Genomic DNA, 20,779 nt, shown 5'->3' with positions numbered 1-20,779 from the left:
ATGAGCCTCGCGCGGCCCCGCATCGGCATCGTCGGCCACGGCCTGATCGGTTCCTACGTGTACGAGCAGATCAGTACCCGACCCGAACTGGGACTCGAGGTGGCGTTCGTCCATAACCGCAGTCCGGAGAAGGTGGCCCACCTGCCCTCCGAACTGGTTCTGGAGGATCTCGGGGACTTCGCCCGGCACGAGCCCGATCTGGTGGTCGAGTTGGCGCACGCATCGGTCACGAGGGCCCACGGCGCCGCGTTCCTCCGCCAGACCGACTACATGCCCCTGTCCCTCACCGCCCTTGCGGATGCGGCGTTGGAGGGCACGCTACTGGAGACTGCCGAAGCCCACGGCACCCGGCTCTACATCCCCCACGGTGCGGTGGTGGGGTTGGAGGCCCTCGCGGAGGGGCGGGACCAGTGGGACGAGGTCACGATGGTGATGCGCAAGAGTCCGTCCAGCATCGACTTCAGCGAGCATCCGACCCTGACCGGTGCGGAAATCACGGAGGACACGGTGATCTACGACGGTCCCACCAGAGGTATCTGCCCGCTGTTCCCTCGCAACGTCAACGCCCACGCCGCGCTGGCCCTGGGAGGGATCGGGTTCGACCGCACCCGGTCGGTACTGATAGCGGTGACGGACTCCCACACCTCCGACATCGAGATCATCGCCCGCGGCGAGGCCGCCGATCTGACGATCAGGCGGGTCAGTCCGATGAAAGGGGTGAGCGGGATATTCACCCTGATATCCGCCCTGGGCAGCGTGGTAAGCGCCAAGAGTCCGGGGACAGGCCTACAGATCTGCTGATTCAATGGCCGGTGGCCAGTTAGTTGTCAAGTATTACCGTAATCAACTAGCAACTAGCAACTAGCAACTAGCAACTAGCAACTAGCAACTAGCAACTAGTTTTCGTACCAGCCTACGCATCCGGGATACACGTGGCCGCGCGCCGGGATCATGCGGTGCGGAAACCACTCGGACGCCTGGTCGGTGTAGGTGCAACGCCCGCTGAAGTAGATCGTCACGAGCCCGCGTCGCGAGTGGTCGGACACGTTCGGTCCGCTCCTGTGGATGATCTCGCAGTGGTGGATGCACGCGTCGCCGGCCTTCAGTTCCACCGGCTCGAACTCGAGTTGGTCGGGGTCCAGGTCCGGGACCGCCCCACCGAACAGGGCATCCTTGCTGAAGTCCCGGTCGTGTTGCAGGACTTCGCGGTGGCTGCCGGGAACGAACTGGGTGCATCCTCGTTCCAATGTGGAGTCGTCGAGCGCCAACCACACCGAGAGCTTGCCCTTTCCGGACCAGAAGACATCCCAGTAGCCGTTGTCCTGGTGGGCAGGGGCGCCGCTCCCGCCGGGAGGCTTGAGAAAGGTCTGGTCGGTGTAGTAGACGATGTCCGGGCCGATCAGGTCCTCCACCACGTCGAGCGTCCTGGGTCGCAATGTGTAGGTCTCGAGGAGCTCGCGGCTGGCGTGGGCGGCATGCATCAGGGCGCGGAACTTCTCCGTCCTGGGAATGTCAATCCGATCGGCTAGCACGGGGTCGATATCGACGAGCGTGTTCTCGTGGGGCGGGTCCTGTTCGACGAGGCCCTCCATGATCCTCCGGATGTTGGCGAGCTCGTCGGCGTCCACGAAGTTCTCGACCTTCAGGAACCCGTTGCGCTCCCAAGCGCCGATCTGCTCCACGGTTAGTGCTTTCATGCTCCTCGAGTTCCTCCTCGCCTGCCGTTCGCAACTCTATCAACGGGCACTCGACGGTACGTCCACGCCGCTCACGGTTGGCGATCGGGGTGCGGGGTGCGCCTGCGGCAGGGCCGCATCGAGGCTGGTGGTCTAGCCTGGCCCAATGCGCCCCGATCCCCACCGGCTACCGAGGCTGGTGCTGCTCGTCTTCATCGGCGCCCAGGCTATGGGGATCGGGGTGATCATCTCCCTGCTGGCCGAGATACAGGACAGGTTCGGGTTTCCCACCTGGTCTCTGGGGCTGATCGCCGGCACATCGTTCGCGTCCACCCTGGTTGCCCATCTGTGGCTGGCGTCGTTCGCCGACCGGGGTTGGGAACGGCGGATGATCACCGTCGGGGGAGTCTTGGCAGCTCTGGCCCTGTTGTGGATGGTGGTCGCCTCGGCGCTTTGGCACTGGGTGGCCGCCCGGGCGCTGCTCGGTTTCGCCGAGGGGGTCTGCGTGGTCGCGGCTCGCCGGTTGATGCTGAGCTGGGATCCGGACCGGCAGGGCAAGGCGCTCGCCTCGCTGACCATGACGCTGACGATCGGGTTTCTCCTCGGTCCTCCCTTGGCCGGTTTCCTCCACGAGCTGCACCGGGGTCTTCCCTTCCTCTTCCCGGCGTTGGTGGAGGTGCTGCTGCTCCCGCTCCTGGTGACGGTCAGGCCCGGCGAGTACGGGCGCTCCACCGTGCGGCTGAATCGTCGGCGGCTGGCCATGATCCCGGGCCTCGCCCCCGGCCTGTTCCTGGCCGCCTCGCCCTGGCTGATGATCGGCATGCTCGACGCCCTGTGGGCCCGTTACATGACCGATCTGGGCGCCGGGCCGGTGGCGATCGGGCTCGGGTTCCTGGCGGTGGCGCTGCCGAGCGTCTTCGTCACCCCTGTCAGCGGCCGGCTATCGGACCGCATCAACCCGATCCGGTTGGCCCTCATAGGCGCCGCGGTCGAGCTCCCGCTCATTGTCGCCTTCGGGTTCGTGACGGGAATACCCACATTGCTGCTGGTGGGTGCCCTGCACTCGAGTTCCTGGTCCTTCGTGACGCCGCCCGGCCAGGCGGCCGTGGCCAAGGTGGCTCCCCGGGGTCAGGCCGCCGAGGCCCAGGGCCTCATCGAGTCCTGCGGTCTGGTGCTGGCTTCCTTCGGGGCGCTCGTCGGGCCTCCCATATACGCCGCGGCCGGTCCTCCCGTCCTGTTCTGCGGGGCGGCCGCGGTGCTGGCGATCACACCGTTGGCGGTGCTGGCGAAGCGGGACAGCTGGAAAAACGTCTTCTGACAGTGGCCACTCTCCGGCCAGGTTCGCGCGCTTCGGCCATCCCGGACCCCAACCGGCCGCACACCATGGACCCCGATACCATCGAGCGGATGGCCGAGCTGGCGCGAAAGAGTCGATGGACGTGACGGACCGCAACATGCTGGACCGGTTCGATTCGGCGCTGGCCGAGGCCTACCGGGAGACCGTCCGCAGCTGCGGCGGGGAGATCTGGGAGGCGAACGGCGTGGTGTCGTGGGCGAGTCCGCTCCCGCAGGCCTCACCCGCCTATGCCAATGGCGTGATGCGGGTTTCCCGGGTGATGTCCCCTCGCGAGGCATTGGGCATCACGGCTCGCTTCTTCGCCGCTCGCAAGCACGGTTACACGCTCCTGGCGCGATCGGACGACCGCGGGCTGTGGGCCGAGGTCGAGCGGAACGGGAAGGCGATGGCGGCAGAGTTGTCGGCGATGGTCACATCGGCGCCGCCTCCCCGCACGGCGCTTCCCGAAGAGGTGGAACTGCGACCGGTCGAGAACCCCACCGGGATGCTCGACTTCTGTGGCGTGGTGGCCTCGTCGCTCGGCCCCGAAACCGAAACCAGGCCGCTGGTCGATCGGATCCTCAGGCGGGTGCAGGCCCTGACCGGCCCCCACAGGTCGGCAGTGGTCGCGTACGAGGACGGCAGCGCGGCAGCCTGCGCCCTGGCAACACTCGTGGACGGCACCGCTCTGATCGGATGGGTTTGCACGAAGCCGGAATACCGCGGCCGGGGGCTGGCCACCTCGGTGGTCGACGCCACAGTCCGGTCCGGGTTCGAGGACGGCGCCGACCTGGCCGCGGTCCTGAGCCCACCGGCCCTGGTGCCGGTGCTCGATTCCCTGGGATTCGAGGAGATAAGCCGCTACCGGGAATACGTGTTGCCCTAGGGGCCACAACGGACAGGGGCGGCACGGCCCGGCGTCTTCTGAATTGAGACCCGTCGAGAACGCGAAAATCGCGGGAACGCACCCCTCCCGGCGGGCCCATCCCCCAGCCACCACCTCCTTCGGTCCGAGCGCGTCCCGCTATCCCCGGGCAGGGTTGGCTCGGATTGATCCCAGTACCGGTCCTTCGACGTCGATAGCAACGACCGGTGGTGCTTGTGACTGTTATCAGTATGCGTCGGGGTTGTGACGCTTTCAACCCCTTTGTCTGGTGGCGCGTCCACTCCGCCCATGACAGCGCCGTCCCTCGGCCGGAGCGGACCGATGAAGCGGACCTCAAGAGCCTGCGGGCGGCGCATCGGTAACACCCGTCACGGAGGCATCAATCGCGAGTGATTGCACATCGCCGGGCTGGTCGGTGGGGAGGCTGCCCACTCCTCCGATGGAGTTGCAACAGGGTCCCGAGATCGGTCCCGCCGAAGGCGGTCGTGGTGGGCTTGGTCACCGGGACATCCATCCTGCGATCGACGGATCCGTCAGTGCGTCGGGTCGGGAAGGCTCAGATCCTGATGACGAGGCTGCCGGTGTGACGCTTGGCCATGAATGCTTCCTGGGCGGCATGAATGTCCTCCAGCCGGAACACGCCGCCGACGACCGGACGTACCCGCCCGCTCTCGATGTGGCTGACCAGATCCGAGAACACCTGCGGCTCGTAAACGGTTGCGCCGTGCAGCGTCAGGTCTTTGAGGTACAGAGTCCGCAGGTCGAGTTCCACCATCGGCCCTGCAATCGCCCCGGAGGTCACGTAGTGGCCCCCTCTCCGCAATGCCTCCAGCCATCCTCCGAAGTCGGGACCGCCCACCACGTCGGCCACCGCGTGGAAGGGGCCTCCGTTGGCCTCCATGGCCGCTTCAGGCACTCGGTTGGCCTGCCGGGTCACCACCCCGTCCGCGCGGAGGGCGGCCACATCGTCGAGCTTGGCCGCGCTTGTGATGGCGACCACCCGGGCTCCGCGTAGCTTGGCCAGCTGTACCAAAGCGCTGCCCACCCCGCCGGAGGCGCCCGGTACGGCTATCGTCTCGCCGCTCCTCAGCCTGACCCTTTGCAACATGTGCTCGGCTGTGGACCACGAGCACGCGAACGTGGCTAACTCCACATCGGAGAGGTCACTGGAAACCGGGTGGACGTTCTCGCTCGGCACCAAGCAGTACTCGGCGAACCCGCCGTCGCGTTCGCTTCCCAGATAACCGACCGATAGCGAGTCTCCGGAGTGGCGGCTCCCGCGCAGCCACGGATCGACTAGGACCCGCCGCCCGATCAGACCCTCGGAGACGCCGCTTCCGACTTCGGTCACCGTGCCCACGACATCAGCCCCCTGGATCCGCGGGAACGTCAATCCTCCCCGGCTCCAACCGGCGTCGTGGGCGCTGGCCTCCCTGTGGGCGGAACCGGTGGTGGCGGTGGTGACGGAGCGGCTGTACCAACCCACCCGGGTGTTGATGTCGGTGTTGTTCACACCGCAGGCAGCAACCCGCACCAGCACCTCGCCGGGGCCGACCTCCGGAACGGGGACATCGTCCCGCACCTCCAGCATCTCCGGCCCGCCCACTCCCAGGAGCAGGGCCGCCCTCATGGTCGCACGTCCGGATGGCCGGCCCGCCGCGTCGCGTTCAACGTCGCTCATGCCGACGATCAGCCTATGGAGGCGCAGCGGGAGTGATTTACCACAACTGTTCCTGCGAGGACTCCGAGTAGTAGAACGGGCCTTCCCGGAACTCGAACGGGGTGCCGTCATAACCGTCGAACCGCAGCGCCTCCTGGGCGCGGATGTCGTAGAAGGGCTCCTCTTCAAGCATCAGCTGGGCGACCGCCTCCGCCGTCGCCACTCGCTGTACACCGCCGCCCCCGTACCCGGTCGCCACGAACAGCCCCTCGGGGCCGAAGCGTCCGACCAGGGGCCAGGCGTCCGGTGTGGCGACCAGCACGCCGGCCCAGCCGCCCGCCACCCTGGCCTCCCGGAGGGCCGGAACCCGCCTCCGGAGGAGTCCCAGCCACTCGGCCGCGGTCGCCGGATCGGGGTGGCGAGAGAATCGATCCGCGTCGACGCCTATCTCGGACGGAGGGAGGCCCAGGAGCAGGGTCGCAGGGGAGCGAGGCATCACGTAGTGCCCGGCCTCGAACTCGGACATGAAACGGAGGCCGCCATGGTCGCCGACCACGATTATCGCTTGCAGGACGAAGCTCTCGGTGGGCAGGAAGATGCTGCTCCGGGCCAGCAACGGCGCCGACCAGGCCCCGGCAGCCACCAGAACCCTCGGCGCTACGACATGGTGGCCGGAGGTAACCACGCCCGACACGCGGCTGCTGTCGACGGTCAGCCGGTCTACGGCGCAACCCTCCCAGATCTCCGCACCCGCGTTCCTGGCCATGCCCGCCAGGGTCACGCTCAGGGTCTGGGAGAACACGAACCCGTCGGTCCCGGTGTAGTAACCGGCTGCCAGGTCATCCGTCCGCAGGTTCGGCCAGCGCGAGGCGATCATGTCAGGCTCGAGGTACTCGCCGGCCACCCCCAGCCGGTCCGCCAGATCCATCCTGGCCCGCAAGGCCCTTGCCCCGTCCTCGCTGGTGGCCATCTGCAACCCGCCCACCACGTGGAACCGAACCATCCCGCCTGTGACCCGGTCCAACTCGTCGATGATGGCTCGAGTCCTCAGTAGGACGGCCAGGTTGGCGGGCGAGGTCGACTCCTGGGGGATATGGCCAGCCGCCAGGGCGCTGGACTCCGAGGCGATGGTGCCGCGCTCCAGTACCGCCACCCTGAACCCGCCCTCCGCCAGCTTCCATGCCGCGAGCAGGCCGGGTAATCCGGCGCCGATGACCACTGCGTCGTATCGCATCGGCGTAGGTCAGCGCGGCGCGCCGGCCCGGAAGGGAGGGGATGCGGTCGCGATCAAGAGACCCCCACCGACTCCGGGTCCCTCGCGAGACGCTCCAACCAGGCGCGGTCCGGGCTCACGATCTCGTCTCCCTCCATCAGGAGCTCGGTGGTCTCGGGCCACTTGGGACCGGCGCCGGTGAACAGGCAAACCACCGTTTCCCCTTCCCGGATAGTCCCGTCCCTCGCCAGTGCCCAGGCTCCTGCCAGCGAAGCCGCCGAGGAGGGTTCCGGGCTCAAGCCCGCCGTAGCCGCATGAAGGGTGGCGGCCACCATCTCGGAATCCGTCAGGTCGATCGCCTGCCCTCCTGACTTCCGGATCGCCTGAAGGGTCATGGATCCGCCGGTCGGGTCGCCGATCGACAGGGCGATCGTCTGCGGATCCTCTATGTAGGGGACGGTATCCGAACCGTCGCGGAAGGCGCGAACGATCGGGTTCGCCCCGGTCGGCTGGACGCCGTGCACCTTCGGGATCGAATCGGTCCATCCCAACCGGGCCATCTCCCCGAACGCCTTCCAAGGTCCGTACAGGCCATCGCCTGCCGCGATGGGCACGATGTAGTGATCCGGGACGCGCCCGAGCGCCAGCACCGCGTCGTATGCCATGGTCTTGTAACCCTCCATGCCGTAGGGCGTGGCCACCGGGGTGGGCGTCATGTAGGTGGAGGGATACCAGCCGTGGTCGCGCACGAAGCTCTCGAGCGGTGGCCGGCGATCCATTTCCACGATCACGGTGGCGCCGAACAGCCTCATCCACCGGCGCTGCACCTCCGGTGCCCTGGGATCGACCAGGATCACGCATCGCAGGCCGCCCCGGGCCGCGTAGGCGGCCGCGCTCATGCCGTGGTTCCCCGTGGTGGAACAGGCCACACGGCGGTATCCGAGTTGGCGAGCCATCGACTGTGCCACCGAGTGGAAGCGGTCCTTGAACGAGTAGGTGGGGTTCACCGTCTCGTTCTGGATCCATAGGTCGGCGACCGGGTTGGCTTCGGATCGGGGAAGGCGGACCAGCGGCGTGCGGCCCTCGCCCAGGGATATCACCGCTGACTCGTCACTTACCGGGAGCAACTCCCGGTATCGCCATAACGACCGGTCGGCCCGGTCCCTCCAGTCGCGATAGGAGACCGCGGACGCCACCCGGGCCTCGTCGTAGACCGTCTCCAGGGCGCCGCCGCAGTCCCGGCATCCGAAGAAGTGACCACCCAGATCCGTCTCCAGGTGGCATCCAACGCATCGCAACCCTTCGGCGAACATCCCTACCCCTAGGCTCGTCCGACGGGAGGATAACGGTTCCGGGAACGGCGGCATGACGGCCCGGCCGGGCCGGCCCGAACCCGCTCTCCCTATACTCGCCAACGATTCATCGAAAGGAGTAAAGGGTGGTTACAGGCGCCCGAGGACCCAACGAGACCCTCATCGGAGTTGCAGGTTCGCGCCACCAACTGGGTACTCCCTCACTGGTGATCGACGTGGACGTCATGGACGCCAACATCGCCTCGATGGCCGAGCATGCCGCGACGCACGGCTACGAGGTACGGCCGGTCGCCAAGATCCACAAGTCGATCGAGATCACCCGCCGCCAGGTGGAAGCGGGAGGGCGCGGACCTTGCTGCGCCACGCTGGCCGAGGTGGAGGTCATGGTGGACGCCGGATTCAGCGATGTGATGCTGTTCACCGCCGTGGTCACCGCTCCCAAGCTGGACCGGCTCGCCGAGGTCAACGCTCGCGCCGAAGGGTTGATCGTGTGCGCCGACCACGCCGCCAACGTCGTCCAGTTGGGTGAGGCCGCCCGCCGTTCGGGCCGGCCGATCAGGGTGCTGGTCGACCTCGAGACGGGGAGCTACCGCACCGGGGTGGTCGGTGAGGATGCGGCGGTGGCACTGGCCCGTCTCATAGTGGACACCGACGGCCTCGAGTATGCCGGGGTGCAGGGCTACACCGGCGGTCACATGAACACCACCGACTACGAGGCCCGCCGCGCCAGGGGACTGGAGGTGGTGGAACCGGTGGTCTTGGCGGTCGAACGGCTCCGGGCCGAGGGCCTGGAACCCGAGATCGTGTCCGGGGGCGGTACCGGGAGCCATGCATTCGACCACGAGTTGGATGTCTTCACCGAGATCCAGGCCGGTACGTACGTGCTCATGGACACCAACTACTACAACGTCGTCCAGCGGCTCGACGAGCCCAGCCCCTTCGGGCCGGCCCTGTTCGTACGGACCGTCGTCATCAGCAACTGCCAGCCCGAGTTCGTCATGACGGATGCCGGCATCAAGGAAGTGGACGTGATCTTCGGCATCGAGAACCCGGCGATCCTGCGCGGCGCCCCGCCCGGGTCCGTCTACGAGATGGCCGGTGACGACATGGGCAGGATCCGGTTCGCTAATCCCGGCCAGGACCGGCTCGAGGTCGGCGATGTCGTGGAGATACTGGCCTCCCACTGCTACCAGACGATCGTCCTGTACCGCTACTTCCACGTGGTGAGCGGTGACACCCTGGTCGATATCTGGCCCGTCGACGCATACGACAACTGGTAACCCGGGGGAATCCGCAACTCTCCAACGGAGACCTCGGGGGTTCTTGGCGGGTGAATGGGCTCTGCCGTTCGCGCCTCAGCCTGTCACGGCGAACATCATGATGGGAACCGACCCAGTGTCAGGTCTATGTCGATAGTCTCGTCGCCTCGCTGCAGGGTCACGGTTACCAGGTCATCGGCCCGGTAGCTTCGTAGCCTGGCGACCAGCTGGGGCATGGATCTCACGGCTACACCGTCCAGCGCCACGATCACGTCGCCATCCTCTGCGCCGGCATCTCCGATGGCGGACTCCTCCAGGATGCTTATCTCGACCCCGAGCGGCGACTCCACGCCGTCCGCCAGTTCGCTGAACGCCGAACTGCCTCTGACTCCCAGGAAGGCGTGCCGGACCTCGCCCTCAGACATGAGGTCTTGGACGATTTGCTCGACCAGGTTGATGGGAACGGCGAACCCCAGACCCTCGGCGCCCACGTCGCTCAGCCCGATGGCGGTGGTGATGCCGAGCAGGAGACCATGGACATCCAGGAGGGCGCCGCCGCTCGATCCCCGGGTTATGGGAGCGTCGGTTTGCAGCAGTCCGTACAGGCTGGCGCCGGTGAGGGGGTTGGTCACCAGACTCCGGTCGAAAGCAGAGATCACCCCGGCGGTCACGGATGGGCCGCCGTCGAGTCCCAGGGGATTGCCCACCGCAATGGCAGGCTCGCCGGTCCGCAGGCCTTCCATCGAGCCGAATCGTATGTACGGGAGGTCGCCGGCCTCGACCTTCAGCACGGCGATATCCATGAGGGGGTCGGAGCCGACCAACTCCGCCGGATAGGACAGGCCGTCCGACATGATCACCTTCAGCGTGTCGGCGTCCTCGATCACATGGTGGTTGGTGATGATGAAGCCATCGGAACTGATCACCACCCCGCTTCCCGAACCGGCACGGCTGAGTTCCTCGTCGAGGTTGTGGACGGTCACGATCGAGGGAATGGCCCGGGAGGCCACGACGGCGACCAGGTCGGCGGGTGCGAACACAGGAACCGTCGTGCTGGATGGCGGAGACTCCGGTCCGGAAGGAACCGAAGTGGTGGCAGCCTCCGATGGCGACGGCTCGCCATCAGCGAGAGGGGCCGGGCTGCTCGAAGCGGTGGTTGGGTCGGGTTGAGCCGGAGTGTCCTGCGGGGCCGGGCTCTGAACGACCTCCCTCACCTCGACGATCTCGGTAACTCGTACGATCTCCCGATCGAAGGCGCCCGCCAGCCATAGGGCGGTAGTTGGGGCAGCGGCAGCCAGCAGTGCCGAACCCAGCGCTATCCGGAAGCCATAAAGCCCGCGATCCCGTGTTCGAGGGTGTGCTCGGTCGTCGCCCTCCCCGCTGCTGTGCGTAGGTGACGGTTGGTCGGCGGCATCCATTGACCACGGATTCTACGAAGCCGCCGGCCGTACCCGAACCACCCGAGATGCAGGGCTTTGGCCGAGTCAATGAGTGTGTATTTCCAGTTATTCTGTGGTTGAGGCTGTGTTAATGTCTTCACTTATGATTCACGCTTCGAGATGCGGGTCGGGAGGCCACGATCACGTAGCGCGCGAGGTGTGTGTGTCTCTCTCTCTCTCTCTCTCCCCCCCCCCCCTGTAGGAGCCGGCTAAGCAGACCCGGGCTCCAATACACCTGGCCGGCCTACCGGCAGCCTCCTCGCGTGCATGAGGACACCATCGGCGCGCTGTACGCCGTGGGCGCCACGGCAGGCTGTTCGACACATCCTCTGCGCTACCAGCCCGCCCCACCCGCACCTCCGAAGCCCCCGTTGACACAGAGGCGTGGGGCTCCGGAGGGAGCACGAGATGTCTTCGGTGAATCCGCTCTCGGGGGTGTGTGATGTCCGTCATGCCGCACCCCGTACCGAAGAGGAGAGGTCTGGCCTTGGTCCTGGCCGCCGTCCTGTCCGTGGTCCTGTCCGGGGCCGGCTCGGTGGGCGCCGCGGACGACGGCGGGGCTGAACCCCCGGCCAAGCCCACCGGGTTGTCGGTCTCCACCCAGCCCGGCTCGCTGGGCGTGTCGGTGGACTGGAACGAAGTGGCGGGCGCCGACTCCTACTGGGTGCGCTGGCGGGCGTTCGCCTCGGGCCAGAAGCTGAACGAGGGGGTGCGCACTGCCTCGAGTGACGCCGTCATCGCGGTGGACGGCTTCGGCGAGTGGGTGGTGCGGGTGCAGGCCTGCAACGACGTGGGCTGCGGGCGGCCTGTGGCCAAGCGATTCACCGCCGAGCCGGCCCCAGAGCCAACTCCTGAGCCAACGCCGGCCCCCGAGCCAACTCCTGAGCCAACGCCCGAGCCGACACTGGAGCCGGAGCCAACTCCTGAGCCAACGCCCGAGCCGACACTGGAGCCGGAGCCGGAGCCGGAGCCTGCTAATCGGGCGCCGGTGGTGGATGAGGGCGCGGCGCGGTACGGCTTTTTGGTGGATGCGGGCAACGCGCCGCGGGGCACGCTGGTGCATCGGTTCTTCGATGGGGTGTTCTCCGATCCTGACGGCGACCCGCTCACCTTCACCGCCGCGGTCGCCGCCGGCCGCGCCGATCTGGTGGACGCAGTGCAGGTCGCCGCCGACCGCTCGCTGCTGTTCGTGCGCGTCGACGGCGACGACGACTGGGCGGCGCTGTCGCCGATGCCGCCCAACCCGCTGGTCACCACCGTCACCCTCACCGCCACCGACCCCGACGGCCTGTCGGCGTCGCTGGCCACCACCTGGCACACCGCCTGGGACGCCCCCGAGCCCGAGCCGGTGCAGGCGCCCGTGCTGCTGCGGGCCCTGCTTCAGATGCAGACGCCGACTGCGGATGTGATGCGGAATTCGCCCAGCAACCAGCGCCCGCAGTTGCGGGCTTCGGTCGCGGCAAGCTCCCTTGAGCTTCCGGTGGGTGAGCCGGTGACGCTGATCGCCGACGTGTCCAACGCTCCCGAAGAAGGCGGCCCTTCCTACAGCTGGGAGATGGACTTCGGCGGCTCCTGGTATGCGTGGGGGGCGGGACCGAGCTTCTCCTACGCCACTGGCATCGCCGAGTCCCAGGCGTTCCGAGTAAAGGTGTCCTACGGTGCCGGAGTGTCGGCCACGTCTGACCCGATCACCATCACGTGGGCCGAGCCCGCCGCGGAGGCACCCCGCAGCCGCGCACCGTCGTCCGGGGTTGGGCGGAGGACCGTCGTCCGGGGTTGGGCGGAGGAGTTGGTGACCGGGCAGTCAGAGGACTTGGTGACCGGGCAGTCAGACGTCACCCCTCCCGATTTTGTCAGGGCGATTGTGTCGGCGCCCGGCTCCTGGAATGAGAGCTGGATGAGGATGACTTTCAACGAGAACCTCAACAGTGGTCGCGTGCCGCCGGGGAGCGCGTTCGAGGTGTGGGTCCTCGGACTGGACGACACATCCCGCATTCTCACCGGCAAGGATGGGGGCGTGACCCTGCTGGGGCCAGATGTCACGGTCATGCTGGATGGCGGCTTAGGGGTGACCGACATAGTCGCCCGGGTGTGGTACACGCAGCCGGACGTGGAGACCAACCGGTTGCAGGACACCGCCGGCAACGAGGTAGCGGACCTCGACATCGATTCGGCCTCTACAGTGGACGAGACCAATCCATGGGTGATCTTCGGCACCTTCATGAGCGACAAGGTCTACCTGACCTACTCCGAGACGCTGGACTCCAACTCGGTTCCCGCGGCTCGCGATTTCACGATGACTTACTACGATGAGGACTTCGCACCTACCACCGGCCCGGCGGTCACCGGAGTCGAGATCGAGGGGCCGCTCGTCATTCTGACCTTGGCCAACGCGATCCCCGATGCCGCCGCGAACCCCGCGTTCGCATACACGGGGGGGACCAATCCGATCCAGGACGAGGCCGGCAATGAGGCATTCGACGAAGCTGAACAAGGCCTGACTGCGGACACCGCCACCGCCACCGAATCGCCGACGAACACCTCGACTGCCCCGACGTGGCTAGGGGCCTACGCGGCCCGGGTGGAGCTGACGTTCGACGGGATTCTCGATCCGAGGTCGGTGCCCGACAGGACGGCCTTCCGGCTCCGGTACTCCGATGTCGTGCTCAAGACGGATAGCGGCGGAAATCCGACAGAATCCGGCGGCGACATACCGGCGTCTGTGGACTATGCCGTGATCCAGGGCCCGAGGGTGTACCTGTACCTGAACGGGCCCATATCGGGCTGCCTCGCCAACTACACCGTGACATACGCCAAGCCGACCGCCAACCCGCTCAAGAATTTCGCGGGCGGGGAGGTGGATGGTTTCGCGGACCAGTCGGTCACCAACACGCTGGCGATAACCGACCCTGCGGAGTTCGCCAACAGATGCCACGCGACAGAAGCCGATTGACGCCGAACGCGCCTCGCTGACTCGGCTTCCGGATCGCTGTTCGCTCCCCCAGTCGACGACGGTCCACGACAGCGAGCCTCAGGACGAACGACCGACAAGTCCCGGCAGCAAGATCCGCAAACAGGCTCCGGGCGGAGCAGTCGTTTGTGATGCAGGGCTTTGGCCGGGTCAATGCGTGTGTATTTCCAGATATTCTGTGTTTGAGGCTGTGTTAATATCTTCACTTATGATACACGCTTCGAGGTACGGGTCGAGAGGCCACGATCATGTAACGCGCGAGCCGTCTCTCTCTCTCTCTCTCTCTCTCTCTCCCCCCCCTCTAGGAGCCCGCGAAGCAAACCCGGGCTCGAGATACATCTGGCCGGCCTACCGGCTGCCCCTCCTCGTGCATGAGGACACCATCGATGCGCTGTACGCCGTGGGCGTCACCGCAGGCTGTTCGACACATCCGCCGCGCTACCGGCCCGACCGGCCGGTAACCCCAGCCCGGATGGCCGGTTCCCGGCCCGCCCCACCTACACCTCCGGAGCCACCCTCAATACAGAGTTGGGGGGCTCCGGTAGTAGCACGAGATGTCTTCGGTGAATCCGCTCTCGGAGGTATGTGATGTTCCCCATGCTGCGCCATGAACTGAAGAGGAGAGGTCTGGCCCTGGTCCTGGCCGCCGTCCTGTCCGTGGTCCTGTCCGGGACCGGCTCGGTGGGCGCCGCGGACGACGGCGGGGCTGAACCCCCGGCCAAGCCCACCGGGTTGTCGGTCTCCACCCAGGCCGGCTCGCTGGGCGTATCCGTGGACTGGAACGACGTGGCGGGCGCCGACTCCTACCGGGTGCGCTGGCGGGCGTTCGCCCCGGGCCAGAAGCTGAACGAGGGGGTGCGCACCGCCTCGAGCGATGCCGTCATCGCGGTGGACGGCATCGGCGAGTGGGTGGTGCGGGTGCAGGCCTGCAACGACGCGGGCTGCGGGCGGCCTGCGGCCAAGCGGTTCACCGCCGAGCCTGAGCCGACGCCCGATCTGGAGCCGACGCCCGAGCCGACACTGGAGCCGGAGCCGACACTGGAGCCGGAGCCTGCTAATCGGGCGCCGGTGGTGGATGAGGGCGCGGCGCGGTACGGCTTCTTCGTGGAGGCGGGCAACGCGCCGCGGGGCACGCTGGTGCACCGGTTCTTCGACGGGATCTTCTCCGACCCCGACGGCGACCCGCTGACGTTCACCGCCGCGGTGACGGGCGGCCGCGCCGAGTTGGTGGAGGTGGTGCATGTCGCAGCGGACCGCGCGCTGCTGTTCGTGCGGGTCGACGGCGACGACGACTGGGGGGCGCTGTCGCCGATGCCGCCCAACCCGCTGGCCACCACGATCACCGTCACCGCCACCGACCCCGACGGGTTGTCGGCGTCGCTGGCCACCACCTGGCACACCGCCTGGGACGCCCCCGAGCCGGAGCCGGCGGCGAGCGTCTCGGTGTGCGACCGCACCCCGCAGGTGCGCGACGCGCTGGTCGCGGCGACCGGTCTGGCGTGCGGCGACATCGGCGACGACGACCTCGCCGGGGTGGCGGCGCTGGACCTGTCCGAGTCGCGTGTGCGTGCGTTGTCGGGCGACGACTTCGACGGCCTGGTCGAGCTGCGCAAGCTGGACCTGTCCAACAACCGGCAGCTGCGGGCCCTGCCCCAGATGATGGGCAGCCAGCTGCCGAGCCTCGAGACGCTGCTGGTGTCCAAGACCGGCCTCGACGGCGGCACCTTCAGGACCTTGCTTGCGGCCGATCTGGGCCTGGGCGACACAGCGGGCAGCATCTTGTCGCTGGACCTGTCGGGCAACACGTTCGCCTTGCTGCACGCAGACGTGTTCGCCGGCATGTCGAGTCTGCGCTGGCTGAAGCTCGAGGACAACGCTCTGACCACGCTGCCCGCCGGCGTGTTCAACGGCCTGGGGGCGCTGGAGGAGCTCGCGGTGGGCGGCAACGCCATCACGTCTTTGCCCGCGGACGTGTTCAGCGGCCTGTCGAAGCTGCAGTTCCTGTCGATCGCCGACAACAGCTTGACCGCGTTGGACACGAACGTGTTCCGGGGTTTGGGCGTCGACGCCTGCACCTCGGACGCGACCGACGACCAGAAGGAGGCGAATCCCCTCCTTCACCCGGACGATCACGCCGAATTCAACCGGTTCGGGTTGCGGCGCTTGAACCTCCAGAACAACCAGATCACCGCCGCGGGCCTGCCCAACAATGTGTTCTCGCCGTTGAACTGTTTGGAGGAGCTGTGGCTGGCGGGCAACAGCGGCTCGCCGTTCACCCTCACCGACAAGGGCGTCAGAAGCGCGGCGGTGGTGACCGACAAGCTGTCGGTGACGGGCTTCGCCGCGGTCCCGGGCGACGGCCAGGTCGCCTTGAGCTGGAACGAGGGCGACAGCGCGGTGTCGCATGAGTACCGGTGGTTCGGGCGCAGCGCCACCGCCAGCACCCAGCAGGACTGGACCGCGGTGCCGAGCCCGACCACCAGCAGCGGGAGGACCACAGCGACGGTGACCGGCCTCTCCGCCGGCACGTTGTACACGTTCCAGCTGCGCGCCAAGAAGTCCAGCACCGGCAACGCCAGCAGTTACAGCCCCGAGGTGACCGCGTTCGCTGTGTTCGGCACGTCGCTGGCCGACACGCTGGGCGACGGCCAATTCGCCTGGGTCGACAAGCGCATCGCCGGTTTGGGCGGCGACGACGTCCTCATCGGCGGCGCCGGCAAGGACGTCCTCGACGGCGGCGACGGCACCGACACCGCGTCGTACGCGACCGCCGCAGTGAGGACCGTCACCGAGACCCGCACAGTCCAAGGCATGCAGGTGGAAGTGCAGGTGGAACACGGGGTCACCGTCGACCTGTCGTCGCCCGGCGACAACACGGGCAACGCCGCGGGCGACACCTACACGAGCATCGAGCGGATCGTGGGATCAGCCCACAACGACCGCCTCACCGGCGACAACGCCGCCAACCACCTCGGCGGCGGCGGCGGCAACGACACCCTCAACGGCGGCCTCGGGGCCGACACCCTGCTGGGCGGCGTCGGCAACGACAACCTGCTCGGCGGCGCCGGCAACGACACCCTGGCCGGCGGCGGCGGCAACGACGTCCTGTGGGGCGGCCCCGGCACCGACACCCTCGTCGGCGGCGCCGGCAACGACACCCTGTCCGGCCAGGACGGCGACGACACCCTCCTCGGCGGACGCGGCGCCGACACCCTCACAGGCGGCAACGGCACCGACACCTACCTGTTCGCTGTTGATTTCGACCACGACACCATCGGCGGCTACGCCGACAACGAACCGATCCGGCTGTGCATGGGCACCACCGCCACCACCCACACCGGCGCGGCGTCGGGCGGCAACTGGGTGATCACCGTCACCCACAACGCACAGACCCAGGGCACCATCACCGTGCTGGGCCGCACCACCGGCGCCAACATCGCCGTCACCGCCCACGCGGCGGACCACGCCGGCTGCGCCGCGGCCGCCGGGCCGCTGCGGGTGTGGTTCAGCAGCACGCCGCGCATCTTTGCCAAGGACGCCGACGGCACCCCCAGCACCCCGGTCATCTTCATGCGCAGTGACAACAACCGGCCGGCTTTCGTGGTCTGCCGGTTCGCGTCCTACGACAGCGCCGCCACAGTGCGCTCCCGCACCCGCAACTGCCCCGCCGGCACCCTGATCAGCTCGCGGTCGGACGCTGCCACCTACGCCGATGTCGAGTACTGGGTCAACTCCGCCGCCGACCGCACGCCCCGCTGGGGAGCGCGCCTGGACATCTGGGCCACGGGCGGCCCCGACGCATCGACCGTCACCGCCGTCTCGCCGCGGCTCAGCGGCCACGTCGGCGGCCACGAGCCGCCCAAGGACATCACCACCACACCCAGCGGCGACCGCGTCGAGCTCGCCTGGGACGCGCCCGACGGCCGAGGCCACCCCACCGCCAGCACCAACGGCTACACCGTGGCGTGGCGCGAGCAGGGCACCCACGCCTGGGCCACCGCGACCATCCCCCACGCCTCGGCGCGCGGCTGGACCTTGCGCGGGCTCGACCACAGCACCGCCTACGAGTTCCTGGTGTCCACCCGCAACGACGCCGCCGACCGCAACAACGCCACCCACTGGCACGGCTTCGGCGAACGCCTCACCGCCACCACCCTGTGCGACACCCCCAACCCGCCCGCCGACACCGGCGGCAGCCAACAGGCCGGCCAGTTCACCCGCAACTGGACCGCCCCCACAGGCGGCTCATGCCGCATCACCGGCTACGACATCGAATACTCCGTCGTCGGCACCGGATCGTGGACCCGCGTCGCCAAAACCGCCGACCAGACCAGCCACACCCAAACCGGCCTCACCCAAGGCGACTACTGGGTGCGCATCCGCGCCCGCAACACCGACAGCCACAGCGACTGGACCGCCAGCCAACGCATCACCATCCCAACCGCCCCAACCGCAGGGCTCAGAGCCTGGTTCATCAGCGGCACGCCGTTTATCGCGTTCGAGCCCGCCGACGTGCGCATCTTCATGACGGCCCAATTCAACAAACCAGGAGCCGGCGAGTGCGACCTGCGGGCGGGCACCGCCGCCAACGAAGCCAAATCCAGGGTCAACTGCCCCAGGGGAACGCTGGTCAGCACTAACGGCTACAACCGCGATCGGGCCACTGAGGACGACACGGTGAACCACTTCCTGGTGCTGGCCACCGACGACAACCACCCGACGCTGGACAAGTGGACATTCGTCCGCCCCCGCTACGAGAACGAGCTGGTGATCCGGGTCACCGCCACAGCCGGCAGCGAGACGGCGACCACCTGGGACTTCTTCACCCACATCGGCGGCCCCCAAGCGCCCCAGATCGCGGTGTCGGCGGGCAACGCCAAGATCTCCGTCGGCTGGTCGACGCCCACACCAAATGCGGGAGGCGGCCCCGCGCTGGGCAAGCCCGGCAACACGCTCAGCGGCTGGCAGGTCTGGCACCGCCAGACGGGCACCTCTGCGTGGACCAAGTCCGCCTGGCAGAGCGCCGCTACCCGCACCCTCGACATCACCAGCGGCATCACCAACGGCAACCAATACGAGATTCGCGTACGCGCCCGCGCCCGGTCGATACTCGACGGTGTTCTCCGTGAGTTCGAGGGCATGACCACCGGATCGTGCAGCAGCGACCTCTCGGTCATGTGCGCCGCCACCCCCAGCACCGCCGCGCTCACCGCGCCCGGCGCGCCCACCCCCGGCTCGACGCCGATCACCGCCGGCGACACCACCCTCGCCGTCGCCTGGAACGCGCCCGCCGACACCGGCGGCGCCGCGGTGCACGCCTACAGCATCCGCCGCCGCCCGTCGTCGAGCACCAACGACAGCGACTGGGTCACCGCCACCGTCGACGGCCGCACCACCACCCACACCCTCGGGGGGCTCACCAACAGCACCCAATACACCGTCCAGGTCCGCACCCACACCGCCCATGGCACCAGCACCTGGGCCACCATCGGCACCGGCACCCCGACGAACTAGCCCGGAGCGGCGCCGCAGAGCGACGTCGACGATTCACGATTGTGCGCAGGGGCTGGAACCCCGGCTGAAACCGACGTCGGCCGGGTCCCGATCGCTGCGGACTTTCGTCGTGATGGACGGCCGGAGCGTGTGATATGCCACGATGGAACAAAGACCTGATGGACCGCCTGGCAGAACCGGTCGGGTCCATTGCCCCAACCACCCGGATCCCTGCCCTGACCGGTTGAGACCTCAGGCCTTGCGATGCGCTCAGTCGCCGGATTGGCGTCGCCGCGCGTCGGCGAGTGCTGACACGACCTGGCGGATGTCCGCCTCGGTGTGGTCGGCGTTGACCTGAAGGCGGATCTCCTCGTCACCCCTGGGCACTACGGGGTAGGCGAGGCCCGTTGCGAGGATGCCGGCGTCGTACAGGGCCGCTACGAGGCGCCGGGTCTCGCCCGTGTCCCGCAACATCAGGGGCACGATGGGATGTTCCCCGGGGATGACCTCGTACCCGAGCGACCGGAGCCCGGACTCGAGCCGGTGGGTGAGGCGGCGCAGGCGGGCCAGCAAGGCCTCCCCCTCGGCACTCTGCAGGATGCGCAGTGCCTCTGTCGCCGCGGCAGCCTCGCCGGCGGTGATCGGGTTCGAGTAGATGTAGAGCGGGGAGGCCTCGCGGAGGAACCGGATCACCGGGCGGCGCGACACCACGTACCCCCCGTTCACTCCGAACGCCTTTCCGAGCGTGCCGATGAGCACGTCAGCGGGCGGGGCGCCCGTGTACTCCTCGGTTCCCCGTCCCGTGCGCCCGAATGCTCCTACACCGTGGGAATCGTCCACCACTACCACGACGTTCTCGGGGAAGCTGTCGTCGTGGCGGCGTGCGATCTCCATGATCCGGTCCAGCGGCGCATGGTCACCCCGCATGGAAAAGATCCCGTCGGTGACGACGACGGCGCGACGGGCCCGGCCGCGGGCCTCCTCCAGTAACCGGTCGAGCTCCGCCAGGTCGAGGTGCGGGTATACCGACTTGCCGGCGGGCCGGGAGAGGCGGATGGCGTTGATGATGGAGTTGTGGTTGAGCTCGTCCGAGATCACCGCTGTGGACGGATCGATGAGGGCGACCAGGGCGCCCACCACCGCGTTGTATGCCGACGAGTAGATCATCCCTTCTTCGCGGCCGTGAAAATCGGCCAGGCTGCGCTCCAACTCGACATGGGCCGCGTGGGTGCCGATGATGAACCGGACCGCTCCCGGACCTGCTCCGGCACCGAGCGCGGCGTCCTCTCCTGCCCGGATCACGGCCGGATGCAGCCCTAACCCCAGGTAGGAGTTCGAGTTCATCCGGATGAACTGGCGATCTCCCTCACCTTCAAGCAGGAAACGCGGACCGCGCTCTCCTACGGGCCGGATCACCCCCCGAACGACCGTTTCCCGCCCCTTGGCAGTCCCCTGCTGCTCGAGCCGGGATACATGGCTGTCGAGTACGTCTGACAAGCGGTCCAATGGCATCTAGCCTCGCTGTGGTCGATC

12 protein-coding genes are annotated in these 20,779 nt (G+C 67.9%); 6 read left to right on the top strand and 6 right to left on the bottom strand.

Annotated features, from left to right (window positions below; translation table 11 throughout):
- Entirely contained in the window at nt 1-801 is an 801-nt protein-coding gene (locus tag OXM57_08940) for a DUF108 domain-containing protein (protein ID MDE0352806.1), read from the top strand.
- A 95-nt stretch (nt 802-896) separates the two neighbouring features.
- Here OXM57_08940 and OXM57_08935 read toward each other — a convergent pair whose 3' ends face one another.
- Nucleotides 897-1,697: a phytanoyl-CoA dioxygenase family protein gene (locus OXM57_08935; GenBank protein MDE0352805.1), complete on the bottom strand. Its 801-nt coding sequence runs from the start codon at nt 1,695-1,697 to the stop codon at nt 897-899.
- Between the two features lie 145 nt (nt 1,698-1,842).
- On the opposite strand from OXM57_08935, the gene OXM57_08930 reads away from it, so the two are divergent.
- Both OXM57_08930 and OXM57_08925 read left to right on the top strand, forming a co-directional pair.
- Nucleotides 1,843-2,994, top strand: a complete 1,152-nt coding sequence (locus OXM57_08930) for an MFS transporter (protein ID MDE0352804.1) — start codon at nt 1,843-1,845, stop codon at nt 2,992-2,994.
- A gap of 121 nt (nt 2,995-3,115) precedes the next feature.
- Entirely contained in the window at nt 3,116-3,898 is a 783-nt protein-coding gene (locus tag OXM57_08925; GenBank protein MDE0352803.1) for a GNAT family N-acetyltransferase, read from the top strand.
- Nucleotides 3,899-4,454: 556 nt separating this feature from the next.
- On the opposite strand, the gene OXM57_08920 is transcribed toward OXM57_08925, so the two are convergent.
- From OXM57_08920 to OXM57_08910, 3 genes are read right to left on the bottom strand one after another with little or no spacing between them, the layout of a single operon-like run.
- Complete coding sequence (locus tag OXM57_08920) at nt 4,455-5,579, bottom strand: alcohol dehydrogenase family protein (GenBank protein MDE0352802.1); 1,125 nt, start codon at nt 5,577-5,579, stop codon at nt 4,455-4,457.
- A 37-nt stretch (nt 5,580-5,616) separates the two neighbouring features.
- Nucleotides 5,617-6,792: an FAD-dependent oxidoreductase gene (locus OXM57_08915; protein MDE0352801.1), complete on the bottom strand. Its 1,176-nt coding sequence runs from the start codon at nt 6,790-6,792 to the stop codon at nt 5,617-5,619.
- 53 nt (nt 6,793-6,845) lie between these two features.
- Nucleotides 6,846-8,084 (bottom strand): threonine synthase, encoded by a 1,239-nt coding sequence (locus tag OXM57_08910; protein ID MDE0352800.1) that lies wholly within the window; start codon nt 8,082-8,084, stop codon nt 6,846-6,848.
- 125 nt (nt 8,085-8,209) lie between these two features.
- On the opposite strand from OXM57_08910, the gene OXM57_08905 reads away from it, so the two are divergent.
- Nucleotides 8,210-9,364 carry an alanine racemase gene (locus tag OXM57_08905; protein ID MDE0352799.1) on the top strand — a complete coding sequence of 385 codons (1,155 nt, stop codon included), beginning with the start codon at nt 8,210-8,212 and terminating at the stop codon, nt 9,362-9,364.
- Between the two features lie 95 nt (nt 9,365-9,459).
- On the opposite strand, the gene OXM57_08900 is transcribed toward OXM57_08905, so the two are convergent.
- Complete coding sequence (locus OXM57_08900) at nt 9,460-10,383, bottom strand: trypsin-like peptidase domain-containing protein (protein ID MDE0352798.1); 924 nt, start codon at nt 10,381-10,383, stop codon at nt 9,460-9,462.
- An 850-nt stretch (nt 10,384-11,233) separates the two neighbouring features.
- Here OXM57_08900 and OXM57_08895 point away from each other — a divergent pair.
- Nucleotides 11,234-13,735 carry a SwmB domain-containing protein gene (locus OXM57_08895; GenBank protein MDE0352797.1) on the top strand — a complete coding sequence of 834 codons (2,502 nt, stop codon included), beginning with the start codon at nt 11,234-11,236 and terminating at the stop codon, nt 13,733-13,735.
- A gap of 606 nt (nt 13,736-14,341) precedes the next feature.
- Nucleotides 14,342-19,267: a fibronectin type III domain-containing protein gene (locus tag OXM57_08890; GenBank protein MDE0352796.1), complete on the top strand. Its 4,926-nt coding sequence runs from the start codon at nt 14,342-14,344 to the stop codon at nt 19,265-19,267.
- 249 nt (nt 19,268-19,516) lie between these two features.
- Here the strand turns inward: OXM57_08890 and OXM57_08885 are convergent, their stop codons facing one another.
- Nucleotides 19,517-20,758, bottom strand: coding sequence for an aminotransferase class I/II-fold pyridoxal phosphate-dependent enzyme (locus OXM57_08885; protein ID MDE0352795.1), 1,242 nt, complete (start codon nt 20,756-20,758; stop codon nt 19,517-19,519).
- Nucleotides 20,759-20,779 lie beyond the last annotated feature (21 nt).

It is taken from the genome of bacterium, assembly GCA_028820935.1.
Taxonomy (GTDB): Bacteria; Actinomycetota; Acidimicrobiia; order Spongiisociales; family Spongiisociaceae; genus Spongiisocius.
Note: the sequence above shows the minus strand (reverse complement) of the source record. Positions and strands in the feature narration are given on the sequence as shown.